At 33.1% G+C, this 21,119-nt stretch carries 27 protein-coding genes; 6 read left to right on the top strand and 21 right to left on the bottom strand.

The annotated features are described in order from the left end of the window. Positions 1 to 91: 91 nt before the first annotated feature. The gene (locus AC5ZCW_RS17720; RefSeq protein WP_343545151.1) at positions 92 to 1,192 is read left to right on the top strand and encodes a DUF4407 domain-containing protein; all 1,101 of its coding nucleotides are present in this window, start codon (positions 92 to 94) and stop codon (positions 1,190 to 1,192) included. Positions 1,193 to 1,342: 150 nt separating this feature from the next. Here AC5ZCW_RS17720 and AC5ZCW_RS17715 read toward each other — a convergent pair whose 3' ends face one another. The 7 genes from AC5ZCW_RS17715 to ruvC form a co-directional block, all read right to left on the bottom strand. Continuing rightward, positions 1,343 to 2,056, bottom strand: a complete 714-nt coding sequence (locus AC5ZCW_RS17715) for a PH domain-containing protein (protein ID WP_343545149.1) — start codon at positions 2,054 to 2,056, stop codon at positions 1,343 to 1,345. A gap of 84 nt (positions 2,057 to 2,140) precedes the next feature. Continuing rightward, complete coding sequence (locus AC5ZCW_RS17710; RefSeq protein ID WP_343545148.1) at positions 2,141 to 2,500, bottom strand: MmcQ/YjbR family DNA-binding protein; 360 nt, start codon at positions 2,498 to 2,500, stop codon at positions 2,141 to 2,143. Positions 2,501 to 2,506: 6 nt separating this feature from the next. Continuing rightward, positions 2,507 to 2,857: a DUF4260 domain-containing protein gene (locus AC5ZCW_RS17705; protein ID WP_496121038.1), complete on the bottom strand. Its 351-nt coding sequence runs from the start codon at positions 2,855 to 2,857 to the stop codon at positions 2,507 to 2,509. After that, a complete protein-coding gene (locus AC5ZCW_RS17700) occupies positions 2,854 to 3,255 on the bottom strand; it encodes a GNAT family N-acetyltransferase (protein ID WP_343545146.1) in 402 nt (133 codons plus the stop codon). The genes AC5ZCW_RS17705 and AC5ZCW_RS17700 overlap by 4 nt, the downstream gene beginning before the upstream one ends. A gap of 167 nt (positions 3,256 to 3,422) precedes the next feature. Beyond that, on the bottom strand, positions 3,423 to 4,190 hold the full coding sequence (locus AC5ZCW_RS17695) for a cyclase family protein (protein ID WP_496121037.1): 768 nt from the start codon (positions 4,188 to 4,190) through the stop codon (positions 3,423 to 3,425). Positions 4,191 to 4,268: 78 nt separating this feature from the next. Next, positions 4,269 to 5,402 carry a radical SAM family heme chaperone HemW gene (gene hemW / locus AC5ZCW_RS17690; RefSeq protein ID WP_343545144.1) on the bottom strand — a complete coding sequence of 378 codons (1,134 nt, stop codon included), beginning with the start codon at positions 5,400 to 5,402 and terminating at the stop codon, positions 4,269 to 4,271. Between the two features lie 86 nt (positions 5,403 to 5,488). After that, entirely contained in the window at positions 5,489 to 6,043 is a 555-nt protein-coding gene (gene ruvC, locus AC5ZCW_RS17685; RefSeq protein WP_111288456.1) for a crossover junction endodeoxyribonuclease RuvC, read from the bottom strand. A gap of 120 nt (positions 6,044 to 6,163) precedes the next feature. Here ruvC and AC5ZCW_RS17680 point away from each other — a divergent pair, with 120 nt between their 5' ends. Next, a complete protein-coding gene (locus AC5ZCW_RS17680; protein WP_496121036.1) occupies positions 6,164 to 7,108 on the top strand; it encodes a hypothetical protein in 945 nt (314 codons plus the stop codon). Next, complete coding sequence (locus tag AC5ZCW_RS17675; RefSeq protein WP_496121034.1) at positions 7,105 to 8,208, top strand: glycosyltransferase family 2 protein; 1,104 nt, start codon at positions 7,105 to 7,107, stop codon at positions 8,206 to 8,208. Before AC5ZCW_RS17680 ends, AC5ZCW_RS17675 begins: the two co-directional genes overlap by 4 nt. A gap of 12 nt (positions 8,209 to 8,220) precedes the next feature. Here the strand turns inward: AC5ZCW_RS17675 and AC5ZCW_RS17670 are convergent, their stop codons facing one another. Continuing rightward, positions 8,221 to 8,706, bottom strand: coding sequence for a hypothetical protein (locus tag AC5ZCW_RS17670; protein WP_496121032.1), 486 nt, complete (start codon positions 8,704 to 8,706; stop codon positions 8,221 to 8,223). A 154-nt stretch (positions 8,707 to 8,860) separates the two neighbouring features. Between AC5ZCW_RS17670 and AC5ZCW_RS17665 the strand changes: the two genes are divergently transcribed. Together AC5ZCW_RS17665 and AC5ZCW_RS17660 are read left to right on the top strand one after the other, a co-directional pair. After that, on the top strand, positions 8,861 to 9,361 hold the full coding sequence (locus AC5ZCW_RS17665; protein WP_496121031.1) for a DUF456 domain-containing protein: 501 nt from the start codon (positions 8,861 to 8,863) through the stop codon (positions 9,359 to 9,361). A 284-nt stretch (positions 9,362 to 9,645) separates the two neighbouring features. After that, positions 9,646 to 10,248, top strand: coding sequence for a DUF937 domain-containing protein (locus tag AC5ZCW_RS17660; protein WP_008466405.1), 603 nt, complete (start codon positions 9,646 to 9,648; stop codon positions 10,246 to 10,248). Between the two features lie 65 nt (positions 10,249 to 10,313). On the opposite strand, the gene AC5ZCW_RS17655 is transcribed toward AC5ZCW_RS17660, so the two are convergent. The 7 genes from AC5ZCW_RS17655 to AC5ZCW_RS17625 all read right to left on the bottom strand — a co-directional run bounded on the left by AC5ZCW_RS17655 (position 10,314) and on the right by AC5ZCW_RS17625 (position 15,679). Next, a complete protein-coding gene (locus AC5ZCW_RS17655) occupies positions 10,314 to 11,222 on the bottom strand; it encodes a pseudouridine synthase (protein ID WP_496121029.1) in 909 nt (302 codons plus the stop codon). 201 nt (positions 11,223 to 11,423) lie between these two features. Beyond that, positions 11,424 to 12,380 carry a geranylgeranylglycerol-phosphate geranylgeranyltransferase gene (locus AC5ZCW_RS17650; RefSeq protein ID WP_496121028.1) on the bottom strand — a complete coding sequence of 319 codons (957 nt, stop codon included), beginning with the start codon at positions 12,378 to 12,380 and terminating at the stop codon, positions 11,424 to 11,426. A 59-nt stretch (positions 12,381 to 12,439) separates the two neighbouring features. Next, complete coding sequence (locus tag AC5ZCW_RS17645; RefSeq protein WP_177211195.1) at positions 12,440 to 13,030, bottom strand: DUF502 domain-containing protein; 591 nt, start codon at positions 13,028 to 13,030, stop codon at positions 12,440 to 12,442. A 70-nt stretch (positions 13,031 to 13,100) separates the two neighbouring features. Next, positions 13,101 to 14,039, bottom strand: coding sequence for a mevalonate kinase family protein (locus AC5ZCW_RS17640; RefSeq protein WP_496121026.1), 939 nt, complete (start codon positions 14,037 to 14,039; stop codon positions 13,101 to 13,103). Positions 14,040 to 14,042: 3 nt separating this feature from the next. Next, complete coding sequence (locus tag AC5ZCW_RS17635; protein ID WP_496121024.1) at positions 14,043 to 14,348, bottom strand: type II toxin-antitoxin system RelE/ParE family toxin; 306 nt, start codon at positions 14,346 to 14,348, stop codon at positions 14,043 to 14,045. Then, positions 14,348 to 14,566 carry a hypothetical protein gene (locus tag AC5ZCW_RS17630; RefSeq protein ID WP_278019733.1) on the bottom strand — a complete coding sequence of 73 codons (219 nt, stop codon included), beginning with the start codon at positions 14,564 to 14,566 and terminating at the stop codon, positions 14,348 to 14,350. Before AC5ZCW_RS17630 ends, AC5ZCW_RS17635 begins: the two co-directional genes overlap by 1 nt. Positions 14,567 to 14,596: 30 nt before the next feature. Next, entirely contained in the window at positions 14,597 to 15,679 is a 1,083-nt protein-coding gene (locus AC5ZCW_RS17625) for a diphosphomevalonate decarboxylase (RefSeq protein ID WP_496121022.1), read from the bottom strand. Positions 15,680 to 15,832: 153 nt separating this feature from the next. Between AC5ZCW_RS17625 and AC5ZCW_RS17620 the strand changes: the two genes are divergently transcribed. Continuing rightward, positions 15,833 to 16,309, top strand: coding sequence for a TspO/MBR family protein (locus AC5ZCW_RS17620; RefSeq protein WP_177211192.1), 477 nt, complete (start codon positions 15,833 to 15,835; stop codon positions 16,307 to 16,309). Positions 16,310 to 16,352: 43 nt separating this feature from the next. On the opposite strand, the gene AC5ZCW_RS17615 is transcribed toward AC5ZCW_RS17620, so the two are convergent. From AC5ZCW_RS17615 to AC5ZCW_RS17590, 6 genes are all read right to left on the bottom strand, one after another. Continuing rightward, positions 16,353 to 17,075, bottom strand: coding sequence for a BamP family beta-assembly machinery protein (locus AC5ZCW_RS17615; RefSeq protein ID WP_496121021.1), 723 nt, complete (start codon positions 17,073 to 17,075; stop codon positions 16,353 to 16,355). A gap of 10 nt (positions 17,076 to 17,085) precedes the next feature. After that, on the bottom strand, positions 17,086 to 17,841 hold the full coding sequence (locus tag AC5ZCW_RS17610; protein ID WP_496121020.1) for a BamP family beta-assembly machinery protein: 756 nt from the start codon (positions 17,839 to 17,841) through the stop codon (positions 17,086 to 17,088). 85 nt (positions 17,842 to 17,926) lie between these two features. After that, on the bottom strand, positions 17,927 to 18,592 hold the full coding sequence (locus tag AC5ZCW_RS17605; RefSeq protein ID WP_496121019.1) for an MBL fold metallo-hydrolase: 666 nt from the start codon (positions 18,590 to 18,592) through the stop codon (positions 17,927 to 17,929). A 61-nt stretch (positions 18,593 to 18,653) separates the two neighbouring features. Continuing rightward, entirely contained in the window at positions 18,654 to 19,226 is a 573-nt protein-coding gene (locus AC5ZCW_RS17600; protein ID WP_496121018.1) for a Crp/Fnr family transcriptional regulator, read from the bottom strand. Then, positions 19,227 to 19,874: an HAD family hydrolase gene (locus AC5ZCW_RS17595; protein ID WP_496121016.1), complete on the bottom strand. Its 648-nt coding sequence runs from the start codon at positions 19,872 to 19,874 to the stop codon at positions 19,227 to 19,229. A 6-nt stretch (positions 19,875 to 19,880) separates the two neighbouring features. Beyond that, positions 19,881 to 21,089, bottom strand: a complete 1,209-nt coding sequence (locus tag AC5ZCW_RS17590; protein ID WP_496121015.1) for a BaiN/RdsA family NAD(P)/FAD-dependent oxidoreductase — start codon at positions 21,087 to 21,089, stop codon at positions 19,881 to 19,883. Between the last annotated feature and the right edge of the window lie 30 nt (positions 21,090 to 21,119).

Genomic DNA, 21,119 nt, shown 5'->3' with positions numbered 1-21,119 from the left:
GAGTCAAGTAAAAACAAATCAACTATTTACCTGAGAATTAAATTTTTGGCGTTAAATTTGCCGTATCAATCACAATCAAAAATCATCAATCATGTTAAAACAATTTTTCATCCTATGTTCAGGAGCCGACCGTGATCTCCTGAAAGACTGCTCAGAAGGCGAACAAACCAAATATGTTGGTATTGGCGCCACAGTATTCTTTACAGCAGTAATGGCTTTTCTAGCCAGTGCTTATGCGCTTTTTACTGTTTTCGATTCTATTTATCCTGCTTTAATTTTCGGATTTGTTTGGAGTTTACTGATCTTCAATTTAGACCGATTTATCGTTTCTACTATTAAAAAAAGAGATCGTTTCTTAGACGAATTTCTGCAGGCAACTCCGCGTATTGCTTTGGCTATTATAATTGCTATTGTAATTTCGAAACCTTTGGAAATTAAAATCTTCGAAAAAGAAATCAATACCGTTTTGTTGAAAGAGAAAAACGAAATGGAATTGGCCAACAAAAAACAAATCGGAACGTATTTCAAAACAGACTTAGATAAAAATAAAGCTGAAATTACGGCATTAAAAGCAGATATTGTAAAGAAAGAAAAAGAAGTAAACGATTTGTATTCGGTTTATATTACTGAAGCAGAAGGAACTGCAGGAACTAAAAAACTAGGAAAAGGCCCAGTTTATAAAGAGAAACGCGAAAAACACGATGCTGCTCTAAAAGAATTCGAAACGCTGAAAAAGACCAACGAAGCTAAAATTGCCGAAAAAGAAAAAGCAGGCGTACAGCTTCAAGCCGATTTAGACAAAAAGGTTTCGCAAACACAGCCCATCATTGAAGGTTTCGACGGATTAATGGCGCGAATCAATGCATTGAACAAACTGCCTTGGCTGCCGTCATTTTTTATTATGCTTTTGTTTCTGGCAATTGAAACATCTCCAATTATTGCTAAATTATTAGCTCCAAAAGGAGAATTCGATTTCAAGCAAGAAGAAGCCGAAACGGCAATGAAAGCGACTTTGACGCAAAACAAATACCAGCGCGAATTATTAGTTAAAACAAGCGCCGAAATGCATGATAAAGTCTACGCTGATATTGCAGAAGATAAAGGTTTGTTTGATCTGCAGCGAAAAAATGCAAAAGAGTTGCTAGAACTGCAATCGCATAAATTTGTAGAAAAACAGAAGGCTACGCTTTAGTCTTAAAGTCGAAAGTCGAAAGTCTCAAAGTCAATTGCAGATTTAAAAAGAACAAGCCAGAAATAGAAATTCTATTTCTGGCTTTTATTATTTAGACAAAGTCAAAAACTTTAAGACTTTCGACTTTTGACTTTTGACTTTAAGACTAACCTACATGTAGCTTAATATCTCTTTTTTGTAAGCGTCATATTCTCCTTGCATGATTAAACCATTGTCAAGAAGTTTTTTGTAATTCTGTAATTTATCAAAAAGCTCTTCTTTAGATAAATCGCTTAATTTGCGTTCTCCTGTTGGTTGAGCTGGCTGAGTTGGAAGCGGTTCGTAAGTTTCTGTAACAGCAGGAGCAGCTGGTAAAATTTCAGCAAAGCTTGTTACTTCTTCTGTTTCTACTTCTTCAATTTCTTCCTCTGCTTCTTCTTCAAAAACAGGTTCAGCAGTTTCTTGAATTGGAGTTGCCGTTTGAACAGGATTTTTTAATAAATCCAATTGTTCTTTAGCGTAAGTATAAATTTTTCTAGCCTGAATTTTTGGAATATAATCAATAGAAACGGCTAAATCTGTTTTGGTGCCAAATGAAAATTCAGAACCTAAAATGTTTTCTTTTACAAAAGTACTTGCAATATCATCCCACGTATAATCTGTAAAATCCATAGAAAGGCCTAGATTTTTAGGCTTGCAGATAATGATACGTTTATTTGTTAATACAATACTATCAGGAAAAACAGTGATTGCAGGTTTTTTTTGCACTGCGATGTATCCAACTTCTTCGCCTTTCATCAATAAATCTGTGAGTTTCGAAGTGATTTTTTCAATCGCTTTTGGATCTTGTTCTTCGTTTAGAAATTTTTTAAATTGTTCTTTCATGATGCTATAAAATGCTAATTTGCAAACTGATTCGGGTTGTTAAGTTTTGATCTCACCCTGCAAATGTAATGCCTAATTTTTTAATTAGATAATTTCGTTCTGAATTTTCTTTGTCAAACTTTTGAAAACCAATTCATACGAATGATCTATCAATTCTTTGACGAATCTGTCTGGAAGATTTCCGTTTAAAGCAATCGTATTCCAATGTATTTTGCTCATATGATAACCTGGCTGAATTTCGTCATATTCGGCTCTGAGTTCTTGTGCTCGATCTGGATCGCATTTTAAATTGACAGACGGTTCGTTTTTTTCCCATTGTGATAAAGAAGATAAAGCAAACATTTTTCCGCCCACTTTAAAAACCAGCGTATCTTCATCAAAAGGAAAGTGCTCGCTTACTCCTTTTTTCGACAAACAATATTCGTAAAACGTTTCTAAATTCATAATTGCTTATTTACCAATTTCACCTAAATGTGTGTATTTAAAACCTTTTTCATATTTCAGTCCGTAACCAAAAATGCGATCCATTGCTGAATGTGAAAATAATATAATTCCAGCTAACTGAATACTCTCAATGTTTAAATAACATCCTAAAGCATAAATTAAAAGCGCAATTCCTTTATGATGAAATAAATTATAAGCAAATGCACCTGCTTTATTTCCAAAAACATAACCAATCATCGATAAATCTGGAGTCAAAATTAAAGCCAAAAACCACCACCATTCGTAGTTTAAACGGTTAAAAAGGAAAATTCCGAGAATAAATAATGCGACTTCTTCTAGTTTTAAGACTGTTTTCATTTTACTATTTTTTCCATCATCTTTTCAGGATGATTCAGTTTTGTAAATCCGAATTTTTCATATAAAAAGTGGGCATCGGTTGTGGCTAATCGCCAGATTTTAACTTCTTGCAATTGAGGTTCATTCATCATCGCTTCAATTAAAATCGATGAATAACCTTTTCCACGATGTGCTTCATCAATAAAAACATCCATTAAATAAGCAAAAACCACATAATCGGTTATAACGCGTGCAAAACCAATTTGCTTGTCATCTAAATAAATCCCAAAACAAACCGAAGCGTCAATTGTGCGTTGCACTTCTTCTATAGTTCTTCCTGCTGCCCAATAAATATCTTTCAGGAAGTTTTGTATAAACGGAACGTCGAGTTTAGTTTTGTCAGTTGAAACACTAATCATTTTAATTTTAGATTTTAGAGTTCAGATTTTAGATTTTTTTGCCACAGATTAAAAAGATTCACACAGATTTAATCATTTTAATCCTTTAATCTGTGGCAAAAAATTAATTCGTGAAAATTCGTGTAATTGCTTCGCCTGTTCGCTATCGCTCGGGTTGTGGCAAATTTTTAAATTTTATATAAAATTGGTTTTGATGGACTTGCATCATTTTCAAACGAAGCGATTTGAAGATTTAGTATATAATTTCCATCTTCAATTTCGTCTGAAACGTAAATCATTTCGGTAATTGTAGCATTAAATCTTGCGTCTGGATTTACATTATGCGTGTCTTTTACGTTCCAAAATGCTTTATGAGCTAATAATTTTCCTTCATCATGTTCTTTGTCAACACTTGGCAAATCGATCAATAAATGCTGAATTTCGCTTTCGCGGATGAAAATTGCAGCTTCTTCAGACAAATATGGTGGATTTGTATTTGAATATTTTCTCGATTTCTTTTCCTTTTGATTTGGAAGTGTTCTGACAATCAAAGCTTCATTTGTAACGCTGAACGAAGTCGAAGCGCTTAAAGCTTTTCGAACCTGTTCTTTAGTAATCACAAAATCATCCCCAATCTTTTCAGGTTCAACCGTAATCAATTTCGCCATAAAGAAAAACTGTTTCAACGATTGATTAATGCTATAAAAATCATTCGTAATATGTCCCAAACACTCCGTGTGCGTTCCATGCCCATGCGGATTGAAGAAAATATTATTGAAATTAGTAGATGATTTTCCTTCTGAAACTTTCCCAATCCAGTCGCCAAAAACTACTGGTTCAATGACTGGTTTTTCAATATACCAAGCAATCGGATTTTCATCTGTATTGGTTAAAGGAATAGAAATATCAATGGGTTTTGATAAGTCGATTTCGAAGTTGTTGATTTTTGCTAACACAAATTTGGATTTTACGCCGCAAAGACGCTAAGTCACAAAGTTTAATAAATTTGAGTCTTTGTGCCTTCGTGGCTAATTTTATTCTTCCAAATTTAAATAAAACAGATCACTTGCAATTCCATCCGTTAAAAATTTTCCTTTCAGAGTTGGTTTTAAAATGTTGTTTTCGATCGATAGCAAATTGTCGTTTAAGAACTTTTGAGATTGTTCCAGTAAATAATTTAAATATTCTGATCCGAATTCCTTTTCAATTCTCTCTAAAGAAACGCCCCAAATCGTTCGTAATCCGGTCATAACATATTCATTATAACGATCTGAAATAGTCAGGATTTCTGTTTCTATTGGAAGTTCGTCGTTTTGAATTGCTTTTAAATACAATGAATTATTCGCAATATTCCAGCCTCTTTTTTCACCATCATAACTATGTGCCGAAGGGCCAATTCCGATATATTTTTTCCCCAGCCAATAAGCCGAATTGTTTTTGGAGAAATAATTCTCTTTCCCGAAATTGGATAATTCGTAATGAATAAAACCATTTTTTTGAAGCATTTCAACCAAAATCGCAAAATGATTAGACGCCACTTCGTCTTGAGGTTCAGCCACTTTTCCGGTTTGAATTAATTTGCTCAAAGCTGTTTTTGGCTCAACCGTCAAAGCATAGCTAGAAATATGTGGAATGCCGAAATCTAAAGCAGTCTGAATATTCTGTTTCCACATTTCGTCACTCATTCCTGGAATTCCGTAAATTAAATCCAGGGAAATATTGTCAAAATATTTGGTCGCTTCTTCAAGACATTTTTTGGCTTCCGCCGAATTATGAGCGCGATTCATCATTTTCAAATCTTCTTCGTAAAAAGACTGAATTCCGATGCTTAAACGATTTATAGGACTTTTAGACAATTCTAAAATTCTTTCGGCAGATAAATCATCCGGATTGGCTTCAAGCGTAATTTCAGGATTTTCTACAACTTTATAGTTTTTATAAACTTCAGAAAGTAAAAAATTTATTTCGTCATTCGATAAAACTGAAGGAGTTCCTCCACCAAAGTAAATAGTTTCAATTTCACCATCACTTTCGGTTTTGCGCATAGCAATTTCTTTAGCCAAAGCCAAAACCATATCGTCTTTCTTTTTCATCGAAGTAGAAAAATGAAAGTCGCAGTAATGGCAAGCCTGCTTGCAGAATGGTATGTGAATATAAATGCCGCTCATTTTTAATTAGATAATTAGAGAATGTGTCAATTAGATAATTTATGGTTGTCTATAGAATTATCTAATTATCAAATTGGCACATTGACTCATTTCTTAACTCGATCCTCGTTTTGTTTCACAAAAGCATCCCAACCGGAATAGCTTTTTCCAGCCACAACTTTTCCTGAATTAAAATGATGACAAACCGCAGCTGCCAAACCGTCTGTTGAATCGAGATTTTTTGGTAATTCTTTTAGACCCAAAAGCTGTTGCAGCATTTTGGCAACTTGTTCTTTGCTGGCATTTCCGTTTCCAGTAATCGCCATTTTTATCTTTTTAGGTTCGTATTCTGTAATCGGAATTCCTCGCGAAAGTCCTGCTGCCATTGCAACACCTTGCGCGCGTCCTAGTTTCAGCATCGATTGCACGTTTTTGCCAAAGAAAGGAGCCTCAATTGCAATTTCGTCTGGACAATGCGTTTCAATTAATTCGATGGTTCGTTCAAAAATGATTCTTAGTTTTTGGTAATGATTGTCGTATTTGGACAATTGCAATTCGTTTAATTGCAGAAATTCCATTTTTTTATTGATTACTTTAATCAATCCAAAACCCATAATTGTGGTTCCAGGGTCAATACCTAATATGATGCGTTCTTGTGTCATTCTTAGTTGGTTACACAAAGTTTCGCCAAGTTAGCACAGAGATTCACAAAGTTTTTATTTTCTCCGTGCATCTTTGTGATTTCTTCGTGAATCTTTGTGAAATAGCTTTACTTTTGCGGCATGATTTCAATTCCTCACAAAGCTAAGCAATTCCTAGTTCTTCTGGCCAAACTTTTAATTGTTGGCGGCGCATTTTATTTTATTTATAATCAGCTGGCTAACAATGACAAATTGGACTGGCAGAAGTTTATTGTTTTGTTCAAGAAAAACCAATCGGTTTTAGGGATTTCGTTTATTCTGCTTTTGAGTGTTTTGAATCGTTATTTTGAGATTTTGAAATGGCAGAATCTGGCACAGGTTATTGAAAAAATATCGGTTTACGAGGCTACAAAGCAGGTTTTGGCTGCTTTAACGGCTGGGATTTTTACGCCAAACGGAGTAGGAGAGTACGCTGGAAAAGCTTTGTATTACCCAAAATCTGAAGCTAAAAGAGTTGTTTTCTTAAACTTAATCTGCAATGGAATCCAGATGATTTTAACCATCATTTTTGGGATCTTCGGATTATTGTATTTTAATGCTGAATTTAGCGTCATAACAACTAAAACAGTTCTGATTCTTTTTGGCGGATTTGCACTAATTTTAATTCTATTATTCTCCATTAAAAAGATAAAAGTAAAAGGCTATTCGATTGAGAAACTGATTCATAAAATCAATGAAATTCCGAAATCGGTTCATCAGAAAAATATTTTTTTAGGAATCTGCCGTTACTTGGTTTTCTCGCATCAATATTATTTTTTGTTTTTAGGTTTTGATGTCGATCTGCCTTATTTGACTTTAATGGCGGCAATAACATCGGTTTACTTTTTGGCTTCTTCGCTACCGACATTTCAGTTTTTGGATTTTGCGGTAAAAGGAAGTGTTGCGATATATTTCTTCGGAATTTTAGGTGTAAACGAATGGATTGTAATTTTTATCAGCACTTTAATGTGGTTTTTGAATGTCGTTTTACCAGTAGTTTTAGGAAGTTATTTTGTGTTGAATTTTAAAACTAAAACAGCAGCATGATTTTCGGATTGTTTGCCATATTAGCCATTTATATCGTTAGCATTTTTTTGCTGATTTATGGTTTTTTCAAAGTGCAACAATATCAGAAAAGAGATTTAAAGCCGAAGACTAGTTTTACGCTTATAGTTCCGTTTCGGAATGAAGAAGAAAATCTGCCAAATCTTTTAAAAAGCATTTCTAAACTTAATTATCCCAAGGATTTATTTGAAGTAATTTTGGTAGATGATAATTCAAAGGAAAAATTTCAAATCTCACATTTTACATTTTACATTTCACAAATAAATAATATTAGAATTTCCAGTTCTCCCAAAAAGGACGCCATTACAACGGCAATGCAGCATGTAAAAACTGATTGGGTTATTACAACCGATGCCGATTGTATTGTTCCTGAAAACTGGCTTTTAACGTTTGATAATTATATTCAGGAAAATAAAGTTTCGATGTTGGCAGGAGCAGTTTCGTACAAATGTGAGAGTTCTTTTTTAGATCATTTCCAGCAATTAGATTTAACAAGTCTTCAAGGCGCGACTATTGGAAGTTTTGGTTTAAAGAAAGGTTTTATGTGTAATGGAGCCAATTTTGCGTATAGAAAATCATTGTTTGAAAGCTTAAACGGCTTTGATGGAAACGACAAAATTGCCAGTGGAGATGATGTGTTTTTACTACAGAAAGCAATTGAAAAGTTCCCTGACGAAGTTCATTATTTAAAAGCCAAAGATGCAATTGTGGTTACTAAGCCAACAGAGAATTGGAAGGCTCTTTTTTATCAACGAGTGCGTTGGGCGGCTAAAACTAGTTCATATAGAAGCACTTTTGGTAAACTCTTGGGCTTGATTGTTTTCTTCGGAAATCTGAGTTTTGTTATTGGCTTTTTCTCTGTGATTTTAGGAATTTGGTCTTATGCCATTTTTGTGCTTTTTGCTTTTTTTAAGTTTGCAAGCGATTATGTTTTGCTTTTTATAACGAATCAATTTTTGACAAAAACTAGAATAAAAAGCCTTTTATTAAGCAGTTTGCTGTATCCTTTTTTTAGTTCTAAAGTCGCATTATACAGTTTGTTTGGTTCTTATGAATGGAAAGACCGCCAATTTAGAAAATAGCTACTTATATAACTACTTCTCGTCTTTTGCTTTTATGATTACAGGCAGAATAAATTGCGTTTTTACAGGAATTCCACGTTTTATAGCTGGATTTACTTTTGGGAAATCGACTAGACGCGCATGCAAAATGCTGTCTATTTTTATGGTGTCGTAAGCTACAGAATCTTTAGAAAACTGAGGTTCAAACTTCATGGTAGAATTTGGAAAAACGGTTACTTTGACTTCGATTGTATCCAACTCTGGATACATTATAGACAAAGTATCGATGTTTAGTTTTTCTTGAATAAGACCCGACATGACTTCAAAGAAACACTGCTGGCGAAGTTTTTTGTCGGCAATTTTATCACAGTTAGGAACAGAAGGATATTCGTCTACTTCTTTCCAATTGATCGATTTTAACTCTTTTTGAAGTAACTCTTTTTCAGAAGGAACCTGCTTCTCAAAATATTGACAAGAATTAAAAAGAATACATATAAAAAAAGGGAAAAACTGCCTCAAAGTTTTAAAATTGAATGAATGAACAAAAATACGGATTATTTTTTTGTGAAGCTTTTAGAAGCTTACTAAACTTCATATTTTAAAGATACATATTTTAACGTTTGTATGAAAAAAAATAAAGTAGTAATTTGTAAAAACAAATTTACAAAATGATATGGATTTACTTTTGGTATTGCTGGGACTTATATGTGTAATTGTTGGTGTTTTTGGGAGTTTTCTTCCTGTTTTGCCCGGATTATCAAGCTGTTGGGTAGGATTGTTATTGCTCTATCTGACCAAGGCGGTAGAAAACAATTATTGGGTTCTCGGGATTACTTTTCTTGTAATGCTAATTATCACAGTTTTAGACTACGTAATTCCATCAAAAGGGACTAAAAAATTTGGTGGAAGTTCTTACGGAGTCTGGGGAACTAATATTGGTTTAATTGTTGGAATTCTTGCGCCAATCCCGTTTGGAGTCATTATTGGACCGTTTGCCGGTGCATTAATTGGTGAGCTATTATACGATTCTCAAAATCACAAACGCGCTTTGAAAGCGGCTACTGGCTCTGTACTCGGATTCTTAGCTTCGAGTTTTGTTAACTTCTTTTTCTCAGTAATTTATCTAGGTATTTTTCTGACTATCCTTTGGCAAAATAGACACTTGATTTTCTAAATGGTAATTTTGACTTTAAGCTTTTTCTTATATTTTTGATTTTTTGAAAAAAACTCTTAAAATTTTGAATATAATTTTCGTATCTTATAACTACGCCAAGCTTTATATTTACTCATTTCCCTATTTTTTAGGGCTAAATGCTTGAAAATCGACTGTCTAAATTTTTAACTTAATTTTTGGAAATGTTAAAATATTTTATATTTTTATCACGATAATCGATGAAAAGCCTCACTTTATCGGTTATTTTAAATAAGTATAAATAATCATTTTTTTAAGTTATGAGTATGACCCCAAACCTACAAATTGAACTTAGACGCTTTATTTCTTCTAATGTTGTCTCCAAGTTAAACAAGTTTTATTTTGAGAATGATGCACTTTTAATCAAGGGAATAGACGTCTCGATCGGCACAATTTTAATGGGACTCTACAACAAAGCCGAAGAATCTGATTTTTACTCCGAAATTGTTTCTCTAATCCAAGAAGATTCCACTTTTTATCAAGAAGTAGATTTTAATGCAGGTAGAATTTTATCAGTCGACGACTGTTACCGTTTAGAAGGAAATGTATTGCTGAAAGAATTGTTCTCTAACAAGAAAGGGAGAATTTCAGAAATGGTTTCTAACGAAGTTGGAATAAAAAGCGAAACAGCCAGAGAAATACTTAACTTTTCAGCATTACTTGTAATGTCTTACTTAAGATACAATCTTCAATTAATAGAAAGTTTAAAACTCCTTTTAGAGGATCAAAAAAGAGATATTTTAAACAGCATTCCGCCCGGAATCAAAATCATACTAGGTTTTTCAAATTACGAAACAGTAGAAGACAAAAACCAATCTATCGGAAGATCTATTTTTACCCTTTTCGGACATAATTTCTTTAGTTTTTAAAAATAAAAAATCCCATTTTCAATAAAGAAAACAGGATTCATTTATGACTTAAATTTGAAAGACGCTTACACGTTTTTCAAATTGATAACTTCTTGATCGGTCAAAAAGCGCCAGTTTCCGCGAGGAAGATTCTTTTTGGTCAATCCAGCAAACGAAACACGGTCAATTCTTAAAACATTATATTCGAAAGATTCAAAAATAGAACGCACCACTTTTACGTTAGCAGTACGCAACTTAAGACCAACTTCACTTTTTGGTTCATTATCAATATAGCTTACTTCTTCGACAAAAACGCGGTGTCCGTCAAGAACTAAACCTTTGCTGATTTTTTCTAAATCTTCAAATTTTAAGTTTTTGTCTAAAGAAACCTGATATATTTTAGACGATTTCTGATTCGGTAATGTAAATTTACGAATCATATCGGTATCGTTAGTAAACAATAACAAACCAGTTGTATTTTTGTCCATTCTTCCGACAGCAGCAATTTTTGCATTTGTAGCACCACGAACAAGTTCTAGAACGTTACGATATTCCTGGCCTTCATCAAAGGCAGTTGTAAAGTTTTTAGGTTTATTCAATAAAATATATTCTTTCTTTTCAGGAGTTAATGTTACACCGTCAAAGTTTACAACATCATTTAGTTTTACCAAATATCCCATTTCAGTAATCACAGTACCGTTCACTTTTACGTTTCCAGACTGAATATAAATGTCGGCGTCACGACGAGAACAAACACCAGAATTAGAGATGTATTTGTTCAGACGAATTTCATCAGAAGCCTTTTGTCTCTTAGCTGGCTGATTTTGTTTTCTAAATTTTTCAGAAGCAGCTTCCTGAGCAGCTTTAACTTCAGGTTTTACTTTTTTAGGCCCTTGCGCGCGCTTAGCCATAGGAGGTTTTGGCTTGTTAGAGTTTGGTCGTGAGCTATTTGGTCTCGATCCGCCTCTTTTATTGTTGCCTTCCTTGTTGTTCATAGAATCATTAATTTGTGCAAAGATAGTTTTTTCCTGCTAATAAATCTTAAGTTCAATGTTCTTAGATTAATAGCGTTTTATTTTAAGATGTTCAGAAGCAATGTAATTGGCTTTTTTGTAATAGATTATTACGCAAAGATTCACAAAGAATTTCACGTAGTTATACAAAAATACTTTGCGAATCTCTATGGGAGAAAAAACTTAGTAATTAGAAATCAATTCGCGACCATGCCATAAGACGCTTGGATTAATCAGAACAATGCAGCAAACGCCAGATACAATCAGGAACTTAAGAACATTATGAAGTTTTAGATATTGTTCTTTAGAATCAGATTTCCATAAATAAATTAGGAAGAAAAGCAAAACTCCAAAACAGACGTAAAAATAAATATCCATATAGCCCACGTCATAAATATTAACCAAAACATAAACAGGTAAAATGGTAGACAAAGTCAAAACTGTTATAATTTGCTTAGAAATTTTTTCTCCGTATAAAACTGGAATTGTTCTATACTCACTTACCAAATCACCTTTCAGATTTTCAAGATCTTTTATCATTTCGCGAATCAACAAAAGCAGAAACAGGAAAACTGCATGTGCCGAAATCACCACAAAATGACTCATGTGATTCTCAATTTCTTCAAACGAAATCTTATTATAGAAATAAAGTAAAATGGCAAAAAAAGGTGTCACAGCAAGCAATGCAGACATTAAATTCCCAATAATTGGATACTTTTTAATTTTATGCGAATAAAACCAAATCATAAAAATATAGCCCGAAAAGAACAAAAAAGCTCTCCACGAAACAATAAAAGCCATTAGAACAGCAAGAAAATTCAAACTGAAATAAACATTCAATTTAGTTTTCTGACTTACCAAACGATCGAGCATTGATTTATTCGGACGATTAATCAGATCTTTCTGGCTATCGTAAAAATTATTGATGATATATCCTGAAGCAATTGTAATAGCGGAAGCAAAAACAATTAAAAACAAATGAAGATCAAGTAAGATATCTAGTGCTCTAATTTCTGGGGCAAGTATAAAAATTGCCGATAAATATTGCGCTAAAACAATAATAGGAATATTATAACCTCGAACTACAGAGAACAGACTAACAATTTTCATTACTAAAAGTTTTTGTTGCCTGCTTAACATAGATGATATAGTGGGATTGATTTTTAGGGAAGTTAAAGTATATTTTTTGATTCTGAAAACTAAAGCTTGTTTTTTAACAATTCTTCAGATCCATAACCTAATTTTCGAATGCAGGCTAGAGCTTGTTTTTGTGTAATATCGATTTCTGTAATATCTTTTTTATCGACAAAAACCACCGATCCGCTCCACGGATTTGGAGCATCTGGTATAAAGACGGTGAATTTCTCATCACTGACTTGCTCTATTAAAAAAGCAAATTGCAAACCAGCATCTGTAGGGACTAAAATTACTTTTAAATCGTCTTTAGATTCTAAACCCAATATATTTTCATTCATGCTTTTCATAAATGAATAGCCAGGAACAAAACTTAAAATTCCGTCTTCTAATTTCTGAACTAATTTTTCAGCAGCTGCAGTTCTTGCCAATAATCCAGCAATAAAACAAATTAGAATTATGATTAATATTCCAACAAGTTCCTGAATTGCTAGGCCTAAAACGCTTACTTTTGGTAAAGTGCTTACAAGTGGCAGTGTAGTTTTCTGTACGAGACCATATCCTTTTTCCAAAACGATTAATAGTACAACCAGTGGTACTAAAAACAGAATTCCTCCTAAAAAAGTTGCTTTGAGAATCTTTAAAATACTTTTCATAGGCAATAATTTTTTAAGATTAAATGTTTAGGAAATGGTATTCAATAGCAATATTTTAAGAGGTTTAACTTTAAAACTGATAAACTACTTCTAATTTATAGTCTTTCAAGGACGCTTTGGCTCTTTCTAAATCTTCCGTAAAACCTAGAATATAACCTCCGCCGCCAGAACCGCAAAGTTTTAGGTAATAATCGTTTGTGTCAATTCCGTGTTGCCAGATTCCATGAAATTGTTCTGGGATCATTGGTTTAAAATGATTTAAAACAACTTTAGAAAGCTTTTTAGTATTGGTAAACAAAGATTTCATGTCGCCATGTAAAAAGTTTTCTACACAAGCATCGGTATATTTTACAAACTGGTTTTTAAGCATGGCACGGAAACCTTTATCTTTTAAGTTTTCCATAAAAATGCTAACCATTGGAGCAGTTTCGCCCACAATTCCTGAATCTAATAAAAAGACAGCACCTTTTCCGTCAAAACTCTGAGTGGGAATTCCAGTTGCCTCAATGTTATCTTTAGAGTTAATCAAGATCGGAATACTCAAATAGCTGTTTAACGGATCTAAACCAGAGCTTTTTCCGTGGAAAAAGCTTTCCATTTGAGAAAATATATTTTTTAAATGTAATAATTTTTCACGAGTCAGATTCTCTAGAACAGTAATTTTGTTGGTAGCATATTTATCATAAATAGCTGCAACAAGCGCACCGCTACTTCCAACGCCATATCCTTGCGGAATACTAGAATCGAAGTACATTCCAGTTTCAACATCATTTTTTAAAGTTTCTAAATCGAAAGTAACCAATTCTGGTTGCTGAGTATGTAGCACTTGAAGATAAGAAGCAAAACTTCTTAAGCTTCTATTTGATGAAATCGCTTCTTCTGTAGGCTCTTCAGATTTTTTTAAAGCGCCATTGTAAAAGTTATAAGGGATAGAAAGTCCTTTAGAGTCGCGGATAATTCCGTATTCTCCAAAGAGTAATATTTTTGAGTAAAATAGTGGTCCTTTCATGATTTATTTTATGTCTTTCTTTATTTTATTTGGGTTTTGTCTGGTGTCGAAAAATGTTATTATCTCTACTCTTTTTGTACTGAATTTATAATAAATTGTTGTTTGTCTTGACAATACACATTTACGATAGTTTTTATTTAATTCTGATTTAGGGAAAATTTCAGGTTCAATTTGTATTAGATAAATTACTTTGTCGAGATTTGATATAAATTTATTTTTTATTCTTTCTGACCACCGGCCTTCTAAGTATTCAAATAATTCAGATAAATTTCTTTCGGCATTTTTTGAAAAGACTATTGTTCTTTTCATTAACGAAATTTTTTCATCATTTCTTCATATTCGACAAATTCACCACGTTCAATTTGTCTTTCTCCTTCTTCAATTTCTGCTTTTTGCTCATTTGTCAAATCATCCCACCAATCTTTCTGTTCTTTTTTAAAAATTTTTCGAATAGATTTTATGATAATCGGATTTTCAGTTTCTGCTAAAAGTTTTATTAGTTCTAATTTTTCTAATTGAATGTCCATAACCAAAAATTTAACTAAAGATACGGAAAATTATAATGCAATTGCACCGCTCCCAATTTTGTCGCAAATGTACTGACCATTCTGACAAAAAACAACTAATTCATCCTGAATAAATTGAAGTACTTTTTCGCTAACGTTTTCAGGATAAAGTACATGAACATTTGCTCCAGCATCAAGCGTAAAACATACTGGAATCTTAGTTTCATTTCTGAATTTCCAGATTGCATTTATGATTTGTAATGTATTAGGTTTCATTAAAATAAAATACGGCATCGAAGTCATCATCATGGCATGCAAAGTCAAAGCTTCACTTTCTACAACTTTGATGAATTCGTCTAAGTTTCCACTTTCAAAAATGGCAATCAATTTATCTAGATTTTCGTGTGCTTGTGCAAAACGTCTTTCGGCATACGGATGATTGTGCATTAGATCGTGTCCAACGGTACTCGAAACTTGTTTCTCACCTTTATCAACTAATAAAATGGTGTCTTGATAATTCTTGAAATTCTCATGAATCGTATATGGAAATTCAACACCAAATAAATCGGTGCTTCCTTCAATATTAGCCTGATTTCCCCAAACTACTACATTTCCTTTTACGCTTCGGCAAGCACTTCCAGAACCTAAACGAGCTAGAAATGAAGCTTTTTGATAGAAATATTCGTCAGTCATTTCAGGATTCAGCTGTTTTTCCAAACTCATAAAATTCATTGCCAAAGCCGCCATTCCAGAAGCCGAAGATGCAATTCCTGAGCTGTGCGGAAAAGTATTCTGCGTATCAATTGTAAAATGATACTCTTTCAAAAACGGCAGATAAACTTCAACTCTTTCTAAAAACTTCTGAATCTTTGGTTTGAAATCTTCTTTTGGTTTTCCTTCAAAAAGTAAATCAAAAGAAAAGTTTTCTTGAGTTTCTTTTTTAGAAAAGACAAGTTTTGTTATTGTTTTGCAGTTATTTAAAGTAAAACTAACTGAAGGATTTGCCGGAATCTGGTTATCTTTTTTTCCCCAGTATTTCACCAATGCAATGTTGCTGGGAGCGCTCCATTCAAAGTTTCCGTTTTCGATTGTTGAAGTATATGGATTTGGTATAAAATCGGCTGCTGTAAACATGAAAGTATAAATTTTGGCAAAGATAACTTTTTCATTTTTCCACCATATAAGTTATATAAGAAATTATAAGCATGGTTTACTAAAAATGAACTTACATCACTTATATGGTTTAAACTTTTCTTTTGACTATTTTTGAATTCAAAATTTGATACAATGAATAAGTTCGTAAAAATCGCTATAGCTTTAGTAATTTGTTTAACAGTAGGATATTCTGCCGGAGTAGTTACAAAACCAAGCATTGAAACTTGGTATGTAATGCTGGAAAAGCCAGTTTTTAATCCGCCGAACTGGATTTTTATGCCAGTTTGGACTGTGATTTATATTTTAATGGCAATTGCAGCGGCGTTGGTTTGGGATAGAATAAAAGAAAATACAGAAGAGGTTAAAAAAGCATTGCTGTTCTTTATAATTCAATTGATTTTAAACTCAATTTGGTCTTATTTATTTTTTGGATTAAAAAATCCGATGTTGGCTTTAATCGAAATTGTTCTTTTATGGCTAATGATTTATGAAACGTATTTGAAATTCATCAAAATCAATAAAATTTCAGGTTATTTATTAATTCCATATTTGGCTTGGGTTGGATTTGCGACAGTTTTGAATGCTAGTATTTGGTGGTTGAATAAGTAAAATTTAGTTTCAAGTTTCAGGTTTTTCTTTGTTTCAAGTTAAGCTACTTCAGCTTTTTAAACTCTTCATTTTTAGTATATAGAAAGTCTATCAATTCTAAATCATTTGATTTTTCTAAAAGGGTTTTAGATTTTGAATCGGCATTACAAAAGTTTAAGAAAATTTCTTTTTCTTCGGGTTTTATTTTCAAATTCTTGATAAAAAAATCCGGAGGACAAGTAGCGATGACGAGTTTCTTAAAACGGTCATCACGAGGCTCAATTTTTTTCTTCGGTTTATCAAAAATGGGGTAACTAAAATCTAGTCCATTTTTGATCCTCCCGTCATAAACATTCAATTTTGAAGCCACTTCGTCAAATTGTTTACGATTTTTAATCTCCTTTATTTTTTCCTTATTATTGGCGATTTTTTTAATTTCAGCTTTATTAAAAACGGATCTAGAAACCGTAACATTCTCCAATTCTTCAGCTTTTGGAGTCATTTCAACAATGAGATAGTTTTTTTCTAGATCTTTCGTGGTTAGTTTCAATCTTGTAAATAAGTAATTATTGGAAAAAAACAATATACTGTCTTGTTCTTTAACTAAAATTGAAAATTCTCCAAATTCATTTGTTCTCGTGCTGGTTTTGGCTGTTTTATTAATGACTTCGACATTTTGAAGCGCATTTTCCTGAGAAACAACTTTTCCATGAAGCAATTTTTCGGTTTGTGAAATACTAAGCTGATAGGTGAATAAAGAAATTGTAGTAAGTAATTTTGCTTTCATTTACAGATTTTTAGTTTTTAATTCCAGAATTCAGTTTTTTAAACTCTTCATTCTTAGCATATAAAAAATCCATTGTATACAGTAAGTTTTTCTGTTTTAGAATAATTTCAGATTGCGGATCGGCTGTACAAAATTCTAGGAAAAGAGCTTTTTCATCAGGATTTAATTTTAAATCTTTTGTAAAAAAATCTAAGGGACAAGTTGCTTCGACGAATGTTTTGAAATCCAATTCAGAGACTTTATTTTTGGTTTTTTTATTTGGACTATCTTCGTTTTTAAACAAACTTAAAAGACCAGCTCCCATCGCGCCAAAATTCATTCCATTTGAAATGGTACCATCATAAACGCCAGTATATTTTCGCAAATCGCGAGAAGATCTCATTAATGCAATCGAATCTGAAACTTCTTGAGCAGGACCTACATGAGGAAATTTTATGTTTGTAATTAAGACTTCATCTAGTTCTTCTGGCTTCAAGATCATATTTACAACGATGTTGTTTTGATCTATGTTTTCCTGAGAAATTTTAAATCTTTTAAAGAAATAGTCTTTGGAGTAAAAGAGAAGGCTGTCTTGTGGACGGACTAAAATTGAAAACTCACCTAGTTCATTTGTTCTGGTGCTAGTTTTAGCTGTTTTGTTAATTACCTCTACTTTATTAAGCGGAATGTTTTGTGCAAGAACTTTTCCGTTTAATAGTTTTTCTGTTTGAGAAACGCTGAGCTGATAAGTGAAAATAGAAATTGTGGTAAGTAATTTTACTCTCATATAGGATTAATTAGTTGAGAGTAAAATTATTAGAATAGTCTTAATGAAAACTTACGGGATATGTAAATTCTTGTTAATAAAGCCATCACATGTTTTGAACAAATTTTTCCAGTTCTCCATTATTAAATAAAACAGGTCCGTGACCAAAACAAAGTATTTTTGGTTTTAGCGAAGCCAATTTTAGAATCGATTTTCTATTGGTTTCTTTATCAGCGGTAAATAAATGGGGAGGTTCGTGCAAGCCCACTTTTGTTGTCAATAAATTCATATTGGTCATCACATCGCCTACAATTAAAGCACCATCTTTTTCTCTGAAAAAAGAAATATGTCCGGTTGAATGTCCTGGAGTTTCGATAACTATGAATCCGCCAATCTGATCGCCTTCTTTTAAGATTTGAGAAACTGGATGTCCTTTTCCTGCCCAAAAGTTCTTCTGAAATTTTGAAATGATATGATTCGGATTTGGGTATTCTGTAATTACATTTCCGTTTTCTGCAAATGCTTTTTCAGGTTCGCTGCAAAAAAGAGGAATGTTCAAGGTTTCGCAGATTATTTTACTGCTTCCTTGATGATCGGCGTGGGCATGCGTCAAGGCGTGCTTGGCAATGGATTTGCCTTTTATCGACTTTAATATTTTATTTGAAGAAGTTCTAATTCCAGCGTCAATTAAAACATCCTCGATTAAATAACAATTGATCGCATTTCTTGGGAATAAAGGGATTTGGTAAACATCTTTGGCAATATTCTTCATCTTTTTCAAATTTTATTTTGACAAAGATTTGAATTCCGTTTCTCAACTCACTTGATAAATGTTAAGAAATGTCTTGACGGATTCTGCTCAACGATTCTGGAGTAATTCCGAGAAAGGAAGCGATATAAATTAAAGGCGTTCGCTGCATTATTTTGGCTGGAGCCGAAGTTAAAAAAGTTTGGTATTTTTCTTTGGCAGGAATCATTTGGAGTTTTAAAACACGATCGGCCATACATAGGTAGTTCTGTTCGGCAAGAATTCTTCCGACACGTTCCCAATTTGGAATTTCGTTATACAAAAACTGCATTTTTTCGAAAGTAATCGAAAGGACTTCACAATCTTCAATACACTGAATATTTTCAAAAGAAACCGATTGATTTATAAAACTGGAATACGAAGCTATAAAACCGTTATCACAGCTTAAATACGTAGTGATTTCTTTTCCGTCTTTGAGGTAATAAACTCGTGCTAATCCTTCAACAATAAAGAAAATCTTGTTGCTTATTTTTCCCATTGAAGAAAGATATTCTTTGGCTGTGAATTTTTCGTATTCAAAACAAGAAGCAATTGTTTCGATTTCATTTTCAGAAAACGAAGCGATCGATAGTATTTGTTTTTTTAATGAAGGATGCATTTATAAAATTTCGATTAATTCTGAAGCAGTATTAATAACCACTTTTGCCCCGCTAGATTTCAATTCATCTTCTGTTCTGTAACCCCAAGTTACACCAACAGGAAACATGTTAGCGTTTACAGCCGTTTTCATATCAATATCAGAATCGCCGACAAAAAGGATTTCTTCTGGTTTTAAATTCCATTTTTTACTGATTTCAATCGCTTCAAACGGATTAGGTTTTTTAAGTTCTTCTGTGCTTAAACCAATTGCAGTATCAAAATGATTTGGAAATATTTCTGTTGCTATTTTCTTCGTCAATTCATCGGCTTTGTTGGAGAAAACCGCCATTTTGATGTTTTGAGAAGTCAGTTTTTCAAGCAGTTCAACAATTCCGTCATACGGTTTTGTTTTGAGTGTACAGATTTTAGTATATTCATCAACCATACATTCAAAACAACTTTCGATTTCATCATCAGAATTGTTTGTGGCTGGCAATGCTTTGCTTACCAAATTTCGTAAACCGCTTCCGATAAAATATTGGTAAGTATCGTAATTATGTGTTGGGTAACTTAGGGCGGTAAGTACTTTATTCATCGCATCTGAAATATCGTGTAATGAATCTACTAGCGTTCCGTCTAAGTCAAAAATAATTCCTTTAAATTTCATTTTGTATTAAATATTTTGAGCCAGAATAAATCCGCTTGTCCAAGCATTCTGAAAATTAAATCCGCCTGTAATGGCGTCGATGTTTACAATTTCGCCAGCAAAATAAAGGTTTTCGTGAATTTTGCTTTCCATTGTTTTGAAGTTGATTTCCTTTAAATGGATTCCGCCAGCGGTAACGAATTCTTCTTTAAAGGTACTTTTTCCGTTAACTTTAAATTCGGCTTTTGTTAATTGTGAAGTTAGATTTTGCAATTGAATTTTCGATAAATCAGCCCATTTTGTTTCCGAATCAATTCCCGAAGCTAAAACTAAACTTTCCCACAAACGGTTTGGAAAATCAAAAGGAGATTTTTTAGAAACCGCTTTTTTAGCGTGTTCTTGTTTTAATTCTTTTAGGATCTTTTCAGCATCTTCAAAATCAACATCATTTAGCCAATTCACGAAAATGGTAAATTGATAATTTTTGTCGTGCAGAATGCGTGCGCCCCAAGCTGAAAGTTTCAAGATTGCGGGCCCGCTCATTCCCCAATGCGTGATTAACAAAGGGCCTGTCGATTCTAGTTTGGTATCTTTTACATTTACGGTAACTTGTGCAGCAACGCCTGGCAATTCTTTAATTCTGGAATCTTTAATGTTGAAAGTAAATAGGGAAGGAACGGGACTTACAACAGCATGTCCGTGCTCCTGTAACATTTCCCATATTTTAGGATTGCTTCCCGTTGCCATAACTAATTTTTCGGCAGCATAATTATCCGTTTGTGTATCAATTTTCCAATGATTTTCTTTTTTGAAAATGGATTGTACACTTTGTCCTGTCAAAACTTTTATACCTAATTTTTCGGTTGCTTTTAAGAAACAATCTATAATGGTTTGTGATGAATTCGAAACTGGAAACATTCTTCCGTCTTCTTCAATTTTTAATTCGACACCATGTTTTTCAAACCATTCAATGGTATCGCCCGAACAAAATTGATGAAAAGGCCCTCGAAGTTCTTTTTCTCCTCGCGGATAAAATTTTACTAATTCGTTTGGTTCAAAACAAGCGTGCGTCACGTTGCATCGTCCGCCACCAGAAACACGGACTTTAGAAAGAACTTCTTTTCCTCTTTCTAAAATGGCAATTTTTAGTTTCGGATTTTTCTCTGCAATATTAATTGCGGTAAAAAAACCTGCAGCGCCTCCGCCAACGATTATTATGTCGAAATTTTTGATCATATTTTTTTGTTAGCCACTCCCGATAGCTAT

This window comes from Flavobacterium sp. PLA-DH12, from assembly GCF_059511845.1.
The sequence above is the reverse complement of the archived record's forward strand: the minus strand, read 5'-3'. Positions and strand labels throughout refer to the sequence as shown.

Excerpts from the sequence above, each read along its gene's own strand:
- AC5ZCW_RS17720 (WP_343545151.1), top strand. The coding sequence starts at position 92 with ATGTTAAAACAATTTTTCATCCTATGTTCAGGAGCCGACCGTGATCTC.
- AC5ZCW_RS17715 (WP_343545149.1), bottom strand. The coding sequence starts at position 2,056 with ATGAAAGAACAATTTAAAAAATTTCTAAACGAAGAACAAGATCCAAAA.
- AC5ZCW_RS17710 (WP_343545148.1), bottom strand. The coding sequence starts at position 2,500 with ATGAATTTAGAAACGTTTTACGAATATTGTTTGTCGAAAAAAGGAGTA.
- AC5ZCW_RS17705 (WP_496121038.1), bottom strand. The coding sequence starts at position 2,857 with ATGAAAACAGTCTTAAAACTAGAAGAAGTCGCATTATTTATTCTCGGA.
- AC5ZCW_RS17700 (WP_343545146.1), bottom strand. The coding sequence starts at position 3,255 with ATGATTAGTGTTTCAACTGACAAAACTAAACTCGACGTTCCGTTTATA.
- hemW (WP_343545144.1), bottom strand. The coding sequence starts at position 5,402 with ATGAGCGGCATTTATATTCACATACCATTCTGCAAGCAGGCTTGCCAT.
- ruvC (WP_111288456.1), bottom strand. The coding sequence starts at position 6,043 with ATGACACAAGAACGCATCATATTAGGTATTGACCCTGGAACCACAATT.
- AC5ZCW_RS17680 (WP_496121036.1), top strand. The coding sequence starts at position 6,164 with ATGATTTCAATTCCTCACAAAGCTAAGCAATTCCTAGTTCTTCTGGCC.
- AC5ZCW_RS17675 (WP_496121034.1), top strand. The coding sequence starts at position 7,105 with ATGATTTTCGGATTGTTTGCCATATTAGCCATTTATATCGTTAGCATT.
- AC5ZCW_RS17665 (WP_496121031.1), top strand. The coding sequence starts at position 8,861 with ATGGATTTACTTTTGGTATTGCTGGGACTTATATGTGTAATTGTTGGT.
- AC5ZCW_RS17660 (WP_008466405.1), top strand. The coding sequence starts at position 9,646 with ATGACCCCAAACCTACAAATTGAACTTAGACGCTTTATTTCTTCTAAT.
- AC5ZCW_RS17655 (WP_496121029.1), bottom strand. The coding sequence starts at position 11,222 with ATGAACAACAAGGAAGGCAACAATAAAAGAGGCGGATCGAGACCAAAT.
- AC5ZCW_RS17650 (WP_496121028.1), bottom strand. The coding sequence starts at position 12,380 with ATGTTAAGCAGGCAACAAAAACTTTTAGTAATGAAAATTGTTAGTCTG.
- AC5ZCW_RS17645 (WP_177211195.1), bottom strand. The coding sequence starts at position 13,030 with ATGAAAAGTATTTTAAAGATTCTCAAAGCAACTTTTTTAGGAGGAATT.
- AC5ZCW_RS17640 (WP_496121026.1), bottom strand. The coding sequence starts at position 14,039 with ATGAAAGGACCACTATTTTACTCAAAAATATTACTCTTTGGAGAATAC.
- AC5ZCW_RS17635 (WP_496121024.1), bottom strand. The coding sequence starts at position 14,348 with ATGAAAAGAACAATAGTCTTTTCAAAAAATGCCGAAAGAAATTTATCT.
- AC5ZCW_RS17630 (WP_278019733.1), bottom strand. The coding sequence starts at position 14,566 with ATGGACATTCAATTAGAAAAATTAGAACTAATAAAACTTTTAGCAGAA.
- AC5ZCW_RS17625 (WP_496121022.1), bottom strand. The coding sequence starts at position 15,679 with ATGTTTACAGCAGCCGATTTTATACCAAATCCATATACTTCAACAATC.
- AC5ZCW_RS17620 (WP_177211192.1), top strand. The coding sequence starts at position 15,833 with ATGAATAAGTTCGTAAAAATCGCTATAGCTTTAGTAATTTGTTTAACA.
- AC5ZCW_RS17615 (WP_496121021.1), bottom strand. The coding sequence starts at position 17,075 with ATGAAAGCAAAATTACTTACTACAATTTCTTTATTCACCTATCAGCTT.
- AC5ZCW_RS17610 (WP_496121020.1), bottom strand. The coding sequence starts at position 17,841 with ATGAGAGTAAAATTACTTACCACAATTTCTATTTTCACTTATCAGCTC.
- AC5ZCW_RS17605 (WP_496121019.1), bottom strand. The coding sequence starts at position 18,592 with ATGAAGAATATTGCCAAAGATGTTTACCAAATCCCTTTATTCCCAAGA.
- AC5ZCW_RS17600 (WP_496121018.1), bottom strand. The coding sequence starts at position 19,226 with ATGCATCCTTCATTAAAAAAACAAATACTATCGATCGCTTCGTTTTCT.
- AC5ZCW_RS17595 (WP_496121016.1), bottom strand. The coding sequence starts at position 19,874 with ATGAAATTTAAAGGAATTATTTTTGACTTAGACGGAACGCTAGTAGAT.
- AC5ZCW_RS17590 (WP_496121015.1), bottom strand. The coding sequence starts at position 21,089 with ATGATCAAAAATTTCGACATAATAATCGTTGGCGGAGGCGCTGCAGGT.